Here is a 13304-nt window from a genome sequence, read left to right on the forward strand (position 1 = left end):
ACCAAGGAATTCACCCATGCTCACCGCTGTAGAACAGACCATTACCCTGCACCGCCCCACCGCTACGCCAGCGCCCAAAACCGGCGCCGAACGCTGGAGCGTGGACGCGATTGAGGCGCTGTTCAACCTGCCCTTCCCCGAGCTGATGCACCAGGCGCAAACCGTACATCGCGAGAATTTCGACCCCACGCGCGTTGAATTTGCCACGCTGCTGTCGGTCAAGACCGGCGGCTGCGCCGAAGACTGCGGCTACTGCCCGCAGGCCGCCCGCTACGACACCGGCGTGGAGGCCAGCAAGCTGATGGAGCCGGCCGAGGTGCTGGCCGCCGCCAAGCTGGCGCAAGCCGCCGGCGCAACGCGCTTTTGCATGGGCGCGGCCTGGCGCTCGCCAAAAGAGCGCGACATTGAAAAAGTTGCCGAACTGATCCGCACCGTCAAGGCGCTGGGGCTGGAAACCTGCGCCACGCTGGGCATGCTGGAAGACGGCCAGGCGCAAACGCTGCAAAGCGCCGGGCTGGACTACTACAACCACAACCTCGACAGCGCGCCTGATTTTTACAGCGACATCATCAGCACGCGCCAGTACCAGGACCGGCTCGACACGCTGGCACGCGTGCGCAGCGCCGGCGTCAAGGTCTGCTGCGGCGGCATTGTCGGCATGGGCGAAACCCGCCGCCAGCGCGCCGGCCTGGTGGCCGAGCTGGCCAACCTCACGCCCTACCCCGAGTCGGTGCCGATCAACAACCTGGTCAAGGTCGAAGGCACGCCGCTGGCCGACAACAAAGACCTGGCCGACCTGGACCCGTTCGAGTTTGTCCGCACCATTGCGGTGGCGCGCATCACCATGCCGACGGCGCGCGTGCGCCTGTCGGCCGGCCGCCAGCAAATGGGCGACGCAGTGCAGGCGCTGTGCTTTCTGGCTGGCGCCAACTCGATCTTTTACGGCGACAAGCTGCTGGTCACCGGCAACCCCGACACCGACGCCGACCTCAAGCTGCTGGAACGTCTGGGCATGACACGCGCGGCGCCGCAGGCGGCCTGATGCACCGGGCGGGCCTTGTCTCTTGAGGCCCGCCCTGAATCACCCTGCCAGCGCATTAAACTCCCGCTCATTCAGGAGAATGCCCATGATTTCAGACAACGCAGCCGCCCCCGCTTCCGCATCGCCCGGTGCCACGCCTTATGGCACGCTGCCGCCCGCGTCCAGCCCTTCGGCGCGCAAGCCCATGAGCCTGCCGCGCCTGCGTGAAATGCACGCGCACGGCGACAAGATCACCATGCTGACCGCCTACGACGCCACCTTTGCCGCCGTGGCGGACGCCGCCGGCGTCGAATGCATCCTGGTCGGCGACTCGCTCGGCATGGTCTGCCAGGGCCTGTCGAGCACCGTCGGCGTGACGCTCGAAGCCATGCGCCACCACACCGAATGCGTGGCCAACGGCCTGCGCCGGTCGCACGCCACGGCCTGGCTGATTGGCGACCTGCCCTTTGGCAGCTACCACGAATCGAAAGAGCAGGCGCTGCGCAGCGCGGTCACCTTGATGCAGGCCGGCGCGCACATGGTCAAGCTGGAGGGCGGCGGCTGGACCACCGACACCGTGCGTTTCCTGGTCGAGCGCGGCATTCCGGTCTGCGCCCACCTGGGCCTGACACCGCAAACCGTGCATGCGCTGGGCGGCTACCGGGTGCAGGGCAAGACCGAGGAATCGGCCGCCCTGCTGCGCCGCGAGGCCAGCGCGCTGCAGGACGCGGGCGCGTCCATGCTGGTGCTGGAAATGGTGCCGGCGGCGCTGTCGCTAGAGGTGACCCAGTTACTTACGCGCTGCCCGACCATCGGCATTGGCGCGGGCAAGGGCACGTCGGGCCAGGTGCTGGTGCTGCACGACATGCTGGGCATGAACCTGGGCAAGATGGCCAAATTTGTCCACAACTTCATGGACGGCGCGCCCAGCGTGCGCGGCGCCATGGAAGCCTATGTGCGCGCCGTGAAGGACGGCAGCTTTCCAGACAACAGCGTCCACGCCTGGTAGAGCGGCAACCCCCTGCGGGTTCCCTGCAAGATTCAAAAAAACACGCCCGAAACGGGCCGTCACTCAAGGAGACACCATGCACACCGTCCACACCATTGCAGAGTTGCGCCAGCAGCTGAGCGGCTACAAGCGCCCGGCCTTTGTTCCCACCATGGGCAACCTGCACGAAGGCCATATCGCCCTCGTCAGGCAGGCCAGGCCGCTGGGCGACGTCACCGTGTCGAGCATTTTTGTCAACCGCCTGCAGTTCGCGCCGCACGAAGATTTCGACAGCTACCCGCGCACGCTGGACGCCGATGCTCAGCGGCTGGAAGCGGCCGGCTGCGACGTGGTGTTCGCCCCGCGCGAGAAAGACCTCTACCCCGAGCCGCAAAGCTTCAAGGTGCATCCGGCCACCGACCTGAGCGACATCCTCGAAGGCCATTTCCGTCCCGGCTTTTTCATTGGCGTGAGCACCGTGGTGATGAAGCTGTTTTCCTGCGTCTTCGCCGGCATGCCGGGCGGCATAGCTGCCTTCGGCAAGAAGGACTACCAGCAGGTGATGGTGGTGCGGCGCATGGTGCAGCAGTTTGCGCTGCCCATCGAGATCCTGGCCGGCGAGACGCAGCGCGCCGACGACGGGCTGGCCCTGTCGTCGCGCAACAGCTACCTCACGCCCGAGCAGCGCCAGGAAGCGGTGCATCTTTCGCAGGCCTTGCGCGCGCTGGGCGACGCCGCGCGCGCCGCGCCCGGCCTGCCCGACCTGGCCGCACTCGAAGCCCAGGCCCTGCAGGCGCTGGCGCGGCGCGGCTGGAAGCCCGACTACCTGACGGTGCGCCGGCGCGCCGACCTGATGGCGCCGCACGGCCTGCTGGCCGACCAGCTGCTGGTGGTGCTGGGAGCGGCCAAGCTGGGCAACACCCGGCTGATCGACAACCTGGAGATTTGAGGCGGCGCGGCGGGCTTGAAGCCGCTTTGATTGCTTTTTTTTGATAGCTGCTTGCGCACGTCCTGTATGCGCAAAAGGCACTTTTAACTGGTTTTTTTCCAAGCCACTTCCAATCACCGCACCGACCACGCCAGTAAACGCCGTCCCGGGCACCGGCAACCGGCACTGATGTATAAAACGGCCTCAAGGCATTCCTGCCGCTTTCATGGAGTTTCACTATGGCCATCGCACATGCCGCCCCCGGACAACTCGTTGACGTTCAGCCCCTGGGCAGCAAGCTGTCCGAATCACGCAATGTCGCCCTGTTCAAGACCGATGAGCTGGAAGTCATGCGCCTGGTCATGCCGGCGGGCAAAACCATGCCGTCCCACTGGGTCAAGGGCGAAGTCACGATTCACTGCCTGGAAGGTGCGGTCAGCCTGACGGCAGGCGGGCAGATCCGGCAGATGAAGGCCGGCCAGCTCGTCTGGCTCGAAGGCGGCGTGGACCATGCGCTGACGGCGGTGCAGGATTCATCGCTGCTGCTGACCATCGTGCTGCGAAAATAATGACGAAATATGCCTTTTCCGCAATAGACACGGGCGTGATCAGCTACTGATTCAATAGCAATCGAGTTCGGTCTTCGGCTCGCGCTCCATCAGCAGCGCGACGGCTTCTGATGCCTCAAGGCGGCCGTCGAGCAAGGCCACCACGCTTTGCGCAATCGGCATGTCCACGCCCAGGCTGGCGGCGCGCTGCACCACGGTGCGGGCGCAGTAAACGCCTTCGGCCACATGGCCCAGCGACGCCAGTACTTCGCCCAGGCTCTTGCCCTGCGCCAGCAACAGGCCGACCTTGCGGTTGCGGCTCAGGTCGCCGGTGGCCGTCAGCACCAGGTCGCCCAGGCCCGACAGGCCGGTAAACGTCTCGGCGCGCGCGCCCAGCGCCACGCCCAGCCGCGTCATTTCGGCCAGACCACGCGTGATGAGGGCGGCCCTGGCGTTCAGGCCCAGTTGCAGGCCGTCGCACAAGCCGGCGGCAATCGCCATGACGTTCTTGACAGCCCCGCCGACTTCGACGCCGACCAGGTCGTCGCTGGCGTAAACGCGCAGGCTGGGGCTGTGAAACGCGGCCACCAGCGCGGCGCGCACTTCGGCATGTTCGCTGGCGGCGACCAGCGCCGTCGGCTGCATGCGGGCCACTTCCAGCGCAAAACTGGGGCCGCTGAGCACGCCAGCTCTTAAATCAGGAGCAACCTGTGCCCGCACCTCATGCACCATCAGGCCAAAAGGCTTTGAATCAGAAGCTGGAGCGGATTCTGTCGCAACCGGCGATTCAAAGCCCTTGCTCAGCCAGGCCACAGGCGCCCGCGCATGCTTGAGCTGCCTCAGCATGCTGCGCGCAGCTGCCACCGGCGTGGCTACAACGATCAAATCCTGCCCGCTGACCGCCTGGGCCAAAGACATCCCGTCACCGCCCTGCAGGCGCAGGCTGGACGGCAGGGCAATGCCGGGCAGGTAACGGGTATTGGCCCGCTCGGCCTGCAGGGCCTGGACCTGAAGCGGATTGCGTGCCCACAGCGTGACTTCGTGCCGGACCACGCCGGCGTCGCTTGCGCCTGCGGCATTGACGGCCAGCGCGGTGCCCCAGGCGCCCGCGCCCAAGACCACAATTTTCATGCCGGCCGGGGCGCGCTGCCCGTGTCCACGCGCTGCGCCATCAGACGATGATTTGCGGTGCTTCGGGCGTGGCCATCATGGCTTCGGCCTGCTGCTGCTCGTACATCGCCTGGAAGTTGATTTCAGCCATATGCACCGGCGGAAAGCCGCCGCGCTGGATGATGTCGGCCACGTTGCCGCGCAGGTAGGGGTAGACGATTTGCGGGCAGGCAATGCCCAGCAGCGTGCCCATCTGTTCGCTTGGCACGTTGCGGATTTCAAAAATGCCGGCCTGCTTGGCTTCGACCATGAACACGGTCTTGTCTTCGATCCTGGTATGCACCGTGGCGGTCACGGTGATTTCAAACAGGCCATCGGCCACCGGCTTGGCATCGACACCCAATTGGATCTCGACAGCGGGCTGCTCCTGGTTCAGCAGGATTTCAGGCGAATTGGGCTGCTCCAGCGACATGTCCTTCAGGTAAACGCGCTGGATCTGGAATACGGGGTCAAGATTGTCTTCGGCCATGGTGGTCTTTCGTGAAGTGTTTAAAAATCGGTTGAGATGCGCAAACCCGTGCGCCATCCAAAGCGGATGGCATCTGGGCACAGGCAATTCGAGGCGGATTATCTCAGGGACTTCACCCGGAAAAACGCCAGTGCGGCGCTCATTCCGTTTCCAGATCAATCCGAGATTAGGCGCGAAGCCGGAGAACAGGAAGCAAGCACGGCAAGGCGAAGCAACGACATATCGGTTTGATCTGGAAATGGAATCAGGCGGCGCCTGCCAGCAGCGGCATCAAGCCGCCCCGTTCGTCCAGGGACATCAAATCGTCGCACCCGCCGACATGCGTGGTGCCAATGAAAATTTGCGGCACGGTGCGCCGGCCCGTGATCTGCGTCATTTTCTGGCGTTCGCCCGGCGTCAGGTCAACCCGGATTTCATCGAGCACGGCGACACCGCGTTCCTTGAGCAGCTGTTTGGCCTGAATGCAGTACGGGCAGGAGCCGGTGGTGTAAATCTTGACGGTTTGCATGGATTTCCTGTTTTTTCGACGTCGCGGCAGGTGCGCGGCGTCCGATGGAAGTGATCAATGCCAGCGCTGCGCATCGACAGCGTTCAGGCAGGCGAGAGAAAACCGGCTTGTCAGGCTTTCTCAAGGGGAAGGTTAGCGTCTTTCCAGGCCTTCAGTCCGCCGCCCAGGGATTGGGCTTGCTCGTAACCAAGTTTTTTGGCGATGGCCACGGCCTTACCGGAGCGCGCGCCGCTCGCGCAGACAAGAATCAGGGGCAAGGCCTTGTTCTTGACCACGCCTGGCAGCCTGGCTTCCAGGTCGCCCAGCGGTATGTTTTTGGCGCCGGTCACATGGCCAGCGGCAAATTCGGCAGGCTCGCAAACGTCCACCACCACGGCCTTTTCGCGGTTGATGAGCTGCACGGCCCCGCTGGCGTTCAGTGCGCCGGCATTCATGCCACCGGCAATCAAGGGCCAGACCAGCATGCCGCCCGAGGCAATGGCTATCGAAATCAGCATCCAGTTGTCGATCAGAAATTTCACGTAAACCCTTTGTATGTTTTTCACTCGAAGCGTGATTTTAGAATGGGGGCACAAGTTCGCCCGAAGGCCGGCTTTTAAATTCCACCTTTTCGCTTTTCATTTCCTCCAAAACTTCATCACCATGTACAAACTCGTGCTCATCCGCCACGGCGAATCAACCTGGAACCTGGACAACCGCTTCACCGGCTGGACCGATGTCGATCTGACCGAAACCGGGATTGCCCAGGCCAGGAATGCCGGCCAGTTGCTCAAGGCCGAAGGTTACGACTTCGACGTGGCCCACACCAGCGTGCTCAAGCGCGCCACGCGCACGCTCTGGCATGTCCTCGACGAGATGGACCAGACCTGGCTGCCGGTGGTGCATAGCTGGCGCTTGAACGAGCGGCATTACGGCGACCTTCAGGGCCTGAACAAGGCCGAGACCGCCAAGAAGTTCGGCGACGAGCAGGTGCTGGTCTGGCGCCGCAGCTACGACACGCCGCCGCCGCCGCTGGCAGCCGACGACGCCCGCAGCGAACGCGGCGACCGGCGTTACGCCAGGCTGCTGCCCGGCCAGGTGCCACTGACCGAATGCCTCAAGGACACGGTCGAGCGCGTCCTGCCTTTCTGGAACGAAGCCATGGCGCCCGCCATCAAGGCCGGCAAGCGCCTGGTGGTGGCCGCGCATGGCAACTCGATTCGCGCGCTGGTGAAATACCTCGACAATATTTCCGACAGCGAGATCGTGGGACTGAACATTCCCAACGGCATTCCGCTGGTCTACGAACTGGACGAAAACCTCAAGCCGCTGCGCAGCTATTACCTGGGCGACAGCGAAGCCGCCGCCAGGGCTGCAGCTGCCGTGGGTGCGCAAGGCAAGGCCGTTTTGGCTTGAGGCACCGCCAGGCCGGCTGAATGACGGCCTGGCCGGGTGGAGAAACAAGTCTGGCAATACCCTTTGCCCGGCCCATGGCGCCGGTTGTCTGCAATGATGCGTTCAGCGCCTTGCAAAAGACGGATCTTTCCCTACATTTAGTTGTCATTGGCATGCCGTTCACGGAACTGCAGGGACGTGCATGTATCCAAGGTGTATATTGCTCCTCACAAAAAAGGAGCGCAGGCTCCTTCAACAGGCTTAGGAAAATCTCATGGGTCAGAAGCTAAAAATTGCAGGATGGATCTCAATCGGTGCGATGGCAGGCGCCCTCACCACGGTGCAACTGCAGGCGGTCGCACGTGCGGGCATGGCGCCGTTGCCGCTTGAAGAACTGCAGCAGCTCGCGGCGGTCTTCGGCATGGTCAAGACCGATTATGTCGAGCCCGTGGACGAAAAGAAGCTGATCACCGACGCCATCTCGGGCATGGTCGCCAGCCTTGACCCGCATTCCGTGTATTTCGACAAAAAGACCTATAAGGAATTTCGCGAAGGAACTTCTGGCCGGTTCGTGGGCGTGGGCATCGAAATCTCCCAGGAGGACGGGCTGGTCAAGGTGGTGTCGCCCATCGAAGGCTCGCCTGCCGACCGCGCCGGACTCAAGCCCAATGACCTGATCACCCGCATCGACGACACCGCCGTCAAGGGGCTGAGCCTGAACGATGCGGTCAAGAAAATGCGCGGCGAGCCGCAGACCAAGGTGTTGCTGACGATTTTCCGCAAGGATGAAAGCCGCACCTTCCCGGTCAGCATCACGCGTGAGGAAATCCGTACACAGTCGGTTCGCAGCAAGGTGATCGAGCCGGGCTATGCCTGGATTCGCCTGAGCCAGTTCCAGGAACGGACGGTAGACGACTTCGTTACCAAAATTGAACAAATTTACAAGCAGGAACCCAAGCTCAAGGGCCTGGTGCTGGACTTGCGCAATGACCCGGGCGGCCTTCTGGACGCGGCCGTGGCTGTGTCGGCGGCCTTTTTGCCTGAAAACGTGACCGTGGTTTCCACCAACGGCCAGTTGGCTGAAAGCAAGTCGGTCTACAAGGCTTCGCCAGAGTTCTACCAGCGGCGCAACGGGGCCGACCCGCTCAAGCGTCTGCCAGCGGCCCTCAAGAATGTGCCGCTGGTGGTGCTGGTGAATGAAGGTTCGGCCTCGGCCAGTGAGATCGTGGCCGGTGCCCTGCAGGACTACAAGCGCGCCACCATCATGGGCACCCAGACCTTCGGCAAGGGTTCGGTGCAGACGGTCCGGCCGCTGGGTCCTGACACCGGCATCAAGCTGACCACGGCGCGCTATTACACGCCAAGCGGCAAATCCATCCAGGCGCGCGGCATTGTGCCGGACGTGATGATCGACGAAACGGCCGAAGGCAGTCCTTTTGCCGCGCTGCGCACCCGCGAGGCCGACCTGGAAAAGCACCTCAACAGTGGCCAGGGTGCTGAAGTCAAGGACCCCGGCCGCGAAAAAGCCCGGGAAGAAGCACTCAAGCGCCTGGAGGAAGAAGCCAAGAAAACGCCTGAGCAGCGTCGCCCGCCCGAACTGGGCAGCGACAAGGATTTCCAGCTGGCCCAGGCCATCAACCAGCTCAAGGGGCGTCCGGTGCTTGTCAGCAAGACAGCAGTGGTCGAACCCAAGAACGAGAAAAAAGAAAACTAGGCGGCCAGTCCGTCCGGTCGAAGCAAAGCCCGTCCTTTTCCGGACGGGCTTTGCTTTATATGCCCTTCACATAATTCATCGACTGCGATTTCTCGCCTCGAATGCCCTGCCTTCCAGTGGCTTTTTTTGAATTGTCCCGCATCATGAACGACGAACAGCTGCTTCGCTACTCACGGCATATCCTGCTTGACGAGATAGGCATTGAAGGCCAGGAAAAGCTTCTCGCCTCCCACGTACTGGTCATTGGCGCGGGCGGTCTCGGCTCGCCGGTCGCGCTTTATCTGGGCAGCGCCGGCGTTGGACGCATCACGGTGGTTGACGATGACCGTGTCGATGCCACCAACCTGCAGCGCCAGATTGCCCACACGGTGGCGCGCATTGGCGAACTCAAGGCGGTGTCGGTAGTCCAGGCAGTCGCCGCCCTGAATCCGGATGTCGAAGTCGTCCCGGTGGCGCAAAGGGCGGGCGATGCACTCCTCGACCAACTCGTGCCTCAGGCGGACCTGGTGCTTGACTGCACCGATAACTTCACAACCCGACACGCGATCAACCGGGCCTGCGTCAGGCACTGCAAGCCGCTCGTTTCAGGCGCGGCCATCCGGTTCGACGGTCAGGTCACGGTCTTTGATCCCCGAATCCCTGACTCCCCCTGCTACGCCTGCATTTTTCCCGAATCAGACCTGCCGGAAGAAACCCGCTGCGCCACCATGGGCGTGTTTGCGCCGCTGGTCGGCATCGTGGGCGCCATGCAGGCCGCCGAAGCCTTGAAACTGCTGTGCGGCATCGGGCAGACCTTGACAGGACGGCTCCTGATGCTTGACGGCAGGGGCATGGAGTGGCATCAGATGACGCTGGTTCGCAACAAATCATGCACCGTCTGCAGAACTGCTGAAAGCAAAATTTGACGGCCCAGCAGCAAAACGCTGATCCTGCAGCCACGCAAACTTACTTTTTACCGTTTGCGGCTGCGGGCCGTGCGGCCTTCGACAGGACAGCGGCACAGTCGGCATCCTCGCCCGGCCCGGTTTCAATCGTCGCCGCCAGCGCCAGCAAAGGGTTGATGGCAGCCAGGACCAGCGCAATGCCAACGCGCCCGGCCAGTGCCGAGGTTTCCGGTCCCGCTGTCGTTTTGGCAAAGGTTCCGCCGATCCGAAGCGGCGAACGCAGGCTCAGGATGCTCACGTCCTTGGGTAGTGGCTTGAAAAGGATATCGAGCGTTTCATTGGCCAGGCTGATCTGCCCCTGCCCGGTGACGACGGTATCGCTGGTGTCGAGGACGATGGCCCGGCTGGTCATCAAACCTTGTTTTACGTCAAACGCTGCTGCCGCGCAACGCAACTGAACGGTGTTGTCGCCACGCACCAGAAACTTGATCACCTCGCCGCCATCAAGGCCCATGAACTCAAGCAGGATGTTGCTGATCTCGCCCTTGCCCATGAGGATTGCCACGTCACCCGAGGCAGAACCCAGCATTTGCGCCACCGAATTGCCACGGCCTGCCAAGTTGAACTGACCGCTGAACTTTCCAAAGCCGGTCTTGGTGTTTTCCACCGCAGGAAACAGCTGGTTCAATTGCAAGGCGCGCACATCCAGCCGGGTGGTGATGGCCGCTGGCGCAACGGTCGAGTCAATGCGAATGGTGCCTGCCACCGATCCACCGGCGACGCCCAGCGAAATGGGTTCCAGTTGCAGAACACCGGCATTGAGCTTGACGTGAACGGAACCTTTGTCGAGCGGCAATTCCTTGACGTGCCGGATATCGGCTGCAGAGTAGGTCACATCGGCGTTCATGGCGTTAAGCCTGGGCACATCCAGTGGCGTACGCGGCAACACCTTGCCTGGCGCAGTTCCGGTTGGCAAAGCTTTTTTGTCAGCAGAAGACGGCGCTGCCTTGCTGCCTGTTGAAGCATTCGCCGAATTTGCCTTTGGCGTTGAGCGGCCAGAATGCGCAATGCCAATGACAGGCGCCAGATCTGCGAAATCCATGACTTTTGATTGCACCTTGCCGGTGAGTAGCGGGACCGCTGAAGACTGGTCAAAACTCAGGGAGCCGCTTAGGTCAGACTTGCCCAGCAGGCCCTGAATCTGACTGACATCCCAGGTTTTGTCTTTCTTGTCCAGCTTGCCACGGAGCTTGTAAGGTGGCGTGGAGGGCAACACGACGCCGAGCAAGCCGAACAGATCGTCAAGATTTTCACCTTGCAGGTCAAAAGTTGCATCGATGCCGGCCAGGTTGGCAAGATCGGCAACCGAGCCTTTTGCCTTGAGGCGGGTTCTTCCGGCGACAGCATTGACCTCAATGGGAAAGGAAGCCTGGAAATCCCTGCTGAACTCCAAGGCGCCGCCGGTGCGTCCATCGGCCGTGAAGGCGCCATTATTCCATCGCCCGGACGCCTTGAAGCTCAAAGGCAAGTCGTTGCCGGACTCGGATGCCAGTGAAAACTGGACATCAAGGTCGGCGCCCTGGGCCTTGGCAAGGTAACTGACACTTCCTTGGTCCACGACGAAAGAGCCGATTTGCGGTGCCGTTCCATTCTCGGACGTATCCCGCGAAAACGCCCATGTTCTTCGGCCATCGGGTTCGATCTGCAGACCAATCCGGGGCTCGGTCAGCTTGATGTTCGGCAGCACGACTTTTCCAACCATCAGAGGCAGCAGGCTGATGTCAAACTGCGCAGCAGTAGCCTTGAGCAGGTAGGGATCGTGCGCCCATTCGGGATTTGCAATTTCGATGCCGTCGGCGCTCACCGTGGTGGTGAAACCCAGGTTGACCGAAAGATGGCGCGTAATTTCGAAGCGCCTTCCGAGTTGATCCGACACATAGCGGTTGATGGGTCCACGCAGTGAATCCCAAGGAAAGAAGGAAATAACCAGCACCAGCACAATTAGGACGATGCCTATGCCAGCCATCCAATGGCGAAGAGTTGGAGATTTGGTGAGGGAATTTTTCATGCGTTGATAAGGGAAAACAGCCATTCAAGAAGCCCGGCCGGCATGGATGACAATGCACAAAATCTGGTAAGCAATGGGCGTAGAGACACTTGGGCAGACAGCTCGACTATCATCTTGATGCAGGTTTTTGGGCAGTCGGCAAATGCGATGAAAGGCTGTGGGCAGGTGCCTACATGATCTTGACGCGCAATCGTCGGAAAACCCCTACAAATACAAACAAATGCCGCTGGCACAATCGTGCATCAACCTGAAGATACATTAGGAAACAAGACAAGCTGGCAATTCCGGCTCTTGCTGGCCGCACTGGCGGGCTTTTCGCAACTCACATCGAAGTCCTGCCTCCGTTAACTGGATATGAGCCGTGAGATTGAAAACATACATCGTTGAAGACAACCCTACCATTCGAGAGAATCTGATCGGTACGCTGGAGGAGCTTGCCTGTGTGATTGCGGTGGGAACGGCTGAAACTGAAAACGATGGCAAGGCTTGGCTCAACGCCAACCGGCAGGAATGGGATCTGGCAATCGTCGACTTGTTTTTGAAACAAGGCAGTGGCCTGGGCGTGCTGGCAGCTTGCCAAGACCGCCCGTCGAGGCAAAAGGTGGTGGTTCTGAGTAATTACGCCACTGCCGATATTCGACAAAGATGCGCTCAACTCGGAGTTGATGCAGTATTTGACAAATCCAACGAAATTGATGCACTCGTGGACTACTGCCTGCAACAAAACAGCAGCTTCCCCAAAAAAAACTAACTTTCCAGATGAATTTCTGAATTGTCAGATTTTTTAATTCCTGAATTTCTCAAAGCCTCAACTTCGTACGAAGCCGGTTGCCTCGCTGGCAGACCGGCATCGGATGAGGAATGAGGCGACGTGCTCGGCACTCAGTCAATCAGCTTGTTTTTCAGGGCGTAATAAGTCAGGTCGCTGTTGGAGGCCAGACTCATTTTTTCCATCACTCGGGTACGGTAGGTGCTAACCGTTTTAACGCTAAGCGAAAGCGCCTTGGCAATATCGCCCGCCGTTTCACCTTTGGCCAGCTTGAGGAAAACCTGAAATTCCCGCTCCGACAGTTGTTCGTGCGCGGCAACGTCTTTTGGACGGTTCAATTGCTGCGCAAGCAACTCGGCCACGGCAGCCGTGATGTAGCGCTTGCCCAGGGAAATCACGCGAATGGCATCGACAATCTCGGAAGGATCGCATTCCTTGTTGAGGTAGCCGCTAGCGCCCTGACGAATCAGGTTGACCGCGTAATGTTCTTCCGGATAGCCGCTCAGGATCAGGATGCCCACATCGGGTGCCTTCGCACGGATCATGGCCAGCGCGTCAATTCCGCTCTGACCTGGCATGGACAGGTCCATGACGAGAATGTCCAACTCAACATTGCGAACCAGGTCAATCGCCTCACGCCCACTTGCCGCTTCACCGACAACGCGCAAATCCACCTGATCCGAAAAAAACTGCTTCAGTCCCGACCGCACAATGGCATGGTCATCCACAATTCCAATTTTTATCATGTCGCTATCTTTCTATAAAACCTGTGCCGCCTGGCCAAGCTGCCAAAAGGCAGCGCCGAGACAAAAACAGCTGTCTTGATTATCACTGCTCATTATTGATGAGTTGTCCATACCAGT

At 60.9% G+C, this 13304-nt stretch carries 14 protein-coding genes; 8 read left to right on the top strand and 6 right to left on the bottom strand.

Annotation, left to right across the window (positions count from 1 at the left end; translation table 11 throughout):
* The first annotated feature begins 16 nt into the window (after window positions 1–16).
* The 4 genes from bioB (at window position 17) to EC86_RS0111750 (ending at window position 3506) form a co-directional block, all read left to right on the top strand.
* Complete coding sequence (gene bioB / locus EC86_RS0111735) at window positions 17–1042, top strand: biotin synthase BioB (protein WP_029525819.1); 1026 nt, start codon at window positions 17–19, stop codon at window positions 1040–1042.
* An 85-nt stretch (window positions 1043–1127) separates the two neighbouring features.
* Complete coding sequence (gene panB / locus EC86_RS0111740; RefSeq protein ID WP_029525820.1) at window positions 1128–2030, top strand: 3-methyl-2-oxobutanoate hydroxymethyltransferase; 903 nt, start codon at window positions 1128–1130, stop codon at window positions 2028–2030.
* 76 nt (window positions 2031–2106) lie between these two features.
* Window positions 2107–2958 (top strand): pantoate--beta-alanine ligase, encoded by an 852-nt coding sequence (gene panC / locus EC86_RS0111745; RefSeq protein WP_029525821.1) that lies wholly within the window; start codon window positions 2107–2109, stop codon window positions 2956–2958.
* A 218-nt stretch (window positions 2959–3176) separates the two neighbouring features.
* Window positions 3177–3506, top strand: a complete 330-nt coding sequence (locus EC86_RS0111750; protein WP_029525822.1) for a cupin domain-containing protein — start codon at window positions 3177–3179, stop codon at window positions 3504–3506.
* 51 nt (window positions 3507–3557) lie between these two features.
* On the opposite strand, the gene EC86_RS0111755 is transcribed toward EC86_RS0111750, so the two are convergent.
* The 4 genes from EC86_RS0111755 to EC86_RS0111770 all read right to left on the bottom strand — a co-directional run bounded on the left by EC86_RS0111755 (window position 3558) and on the right by EC86_RS0111770 (window position 6153).
* Window positions 3558–4616, bottom strand: coding sequence for an NAD(P)H-dependent glycerol-3-phosphate dehydrogenase (locus EC86_RS0111755; RefSeq protein WP_029525823.1), 1059 nt, complete (start codon window positions 4614–4616; stop codon window positions 3558–3560).
* 40 nt (window positions 4617–4656) lie between these two features.
* Window positions 4657–5124 carry a protein-export chaperone SecB gene (gene secB / locus EC86_RS0111760; protein ID WP_029525824.1) on the bottom strand — a complete coding sequence of 156 codons (468 nt, stop codon included), beginning with the start codon at window positions 5122–5124 and terminating at the stop codon, window positions 4657–4659.
* A gap of 244 nt (window positions 5125–5368) precedes the next feature.
* On the bottom strand, window positions 5369–5632 hold the full coding sequence (gene grxC / locus EC86_RS0111765; protein WP_029525825.1) for a glutaredoxin 3: 264 nt from the start codon (window positions 5630–5632) through the stop codon (window positions 5369–5371).
* A gap of 110 nt (window positions 5633–5742) precedes the next feature.
* Window positions 5743–6153 (bottom strand): rhodanese-like domain-containing protein, encoded by a 411-nt coding sequence (locus EC86_RS0111770; RefSeq protein WP_029525826.1) that lies wholly within the window; start codon window positions 6151–6153, stop codon window positions 5743–5745.
* A gap of 121 nt (window positions 6154–6274) precedes the next feature.
* On the opposite strand from EC86_RS0111770, the gene gpmA reads away from it, so the two are divergent.
* The 3 genes from gpmA (at window position 6275) to EC86_RS0111785 (ending at window position 9625) form a co-directional block, all read left to right on the top strand.
* The gene (gpmA, locus tag EC86_RS0111775) at window positions 6275–7027 is read left to right on the top strand and encodes a 2,3-diphosphoglycerate-dependent phosphoglycerate mutase (protein ID WP_029525827.1); all 753 of its coding nucleotides are present in this window, start codon (window positions 6275–6277) and stop codon (window positions 7025–7027) included.
* Between the two features lie 253 nt (window positions 7028–7280).
* Complete coding sequence (locus tag EC86_RS0111780; protein ID WP_029525828.1) at window positions 7281–8720, top strand: S41 family peptidase; 1440 nt, start codon at window positions 7281–7283, stop codon at window positions 8718–8720.
* A gap of 143 nt (window positions 8721–8863) precedes the next feature.
* Complete coding sequence (locus EC86_RS0111785) at window positions 8864–9625, top strand: HesA/MoeB/ThiF family protein (protein ID WP_029525829.1); 762 nt, start codon at window positions 8864–8866, stop codon at window positions 9623–9625.
* A gap of 40 nt (window positions 9626–9665) precedes the next feature.
* Here the strand turns inward: EC86_RS0111785 and EC86_RS0111790 are convergent, their stop codons facing one another.
* On the bottom strand, window positions 9666–11672 hold the full coding sequence (locus EC86_RS0111790; RefSeq protein WP_029525830.1) for an AsmA family protein: 2007 nt from the start codon (window positions 11670–11672) through the stop codon (window positions 9666–9668).
* A 361-nt stretch (window positions 11673–12033) separates the two neighbouring features.
* Here EC86_RS0111790 and EC86_RS0111795 point away from each other — a divergent pair, with 361 nt between their 5' ends.
* Entirely contained in the window at window positions 12034–12423 is a 390-nt protein-coding gene (locus tag EC86_RS0111795) for a response regulator (RefSeq protein ID WP_029525831.1), read from the top strand.
* Window positions 12424–12554: 131 nt separating this feature from the next.
* On the opposite strand, the gene EC86_RS0111800 is transcribed toward EC86_RS0111795, so the two are convergent.
* Window positions 12555–13187: a response regulator gene (locus EC86_RS0111800; RefSeq protein WP_011800333.1), complete on the bottom strand. Its 633-nt coding sequence runs from the start codon at window positions 13185–13187 to the stop codon at window positions 12555–12557.
* Window positions 13188–13304: the final 117 nt, after the last annotated feature.

Origin of the sequence: Polaromonas glacialis (assembly GCF_000709345.1) — a bacterium.
Classification (GTDB): domain Bacteria; phylum Pseudomonadota; class Gammaproteobacteria; order Burkholderiales; family Burkholderiaceae_C; genus Polaromonas; species Polaromonas glacialis.

Bases quoted from the DNA above. Each gene is read 5' to 3' on its own strand.
- EC86_RS0111785 (WP_029525829.1), top strand. From the start codon at position 8,864: ATGAACGACGAACAGCTGCTTCGCTACTCACGGCATATCCTGCTTGAC.
- secB (WP_029525824.1), bottom strand. From the start codon at position 5,124: ATGGCCGAAGACAATCTTGACCCCGTATTCCAGATCCAGCGCGTTTAC.
- grxC (WP_029525825.1), bottom strand. From the start codon at position 5,632: ATGCAAACCGTCAAGATTTACACCACCGGCTCCTGCCCGTACTGCATT.
- panB (WP_029525820.1), top strand. From the start codon at position 1,128: ATGATTTCAGACAACGCAGCCGCCCCCGCTTCCGCATCGCCCGGTGCC.
- EC86_RS0111755 (WP_029525823.1), bottom strand. From the start codon at position 4,616: ATGAAAATTGTGGTCTTGGGCGCGGGCGCCTGGGGCACCGCGCTGGCC.
- EC86_RS0111750 (WP_029525822.1), top strand. From the start codon at position 3,177: ATGGCCATCGCACATGCCGCCCCCGGACAACTCGTTGACGTTCAGCCC.
- bioB (WP_029525819.1), top strand. From the start codon at position 17: ATGCTCACCGCTGTAGAACAGACCATTACCCTGCACCGCCCCACCGCT.
- gpmA (WP_029525827.1), top strand. From the start codon at position 6,275: ATGTACAAACTCGTGCTCATCCGCCACGGCGAATCAACCTGGAACCTG.
- EC86_RS0111780 (WP_029525828.1), top strand. From the start codon at position 7,281: ATGGGTCAGAAGCTAAAAATTGCAGGATGGATCTCAATCGGTGCGATG.
- panC (WP_029525821.1), top strand. From the start codon at position 2,107: ATGCACACCGTCCACACCATTGCAGAGTTGCGCCAGCAGCTGAGCGGC.
- EC86_RS0111800 (WP_011800333.1), bottom strand. From the start codon at position 13,187: ATGATAAAAATTGGAATTGTGGATGACCATGCCATTGTGCGGTCGGGA.
- EC86_RS0111790 (WP_029525830.1), bottom strand. From the start codon at position 11,672: ATGAAAAATTCCCTCACCAAATCTCCAACTCTTCGCCATTGGATGGCT.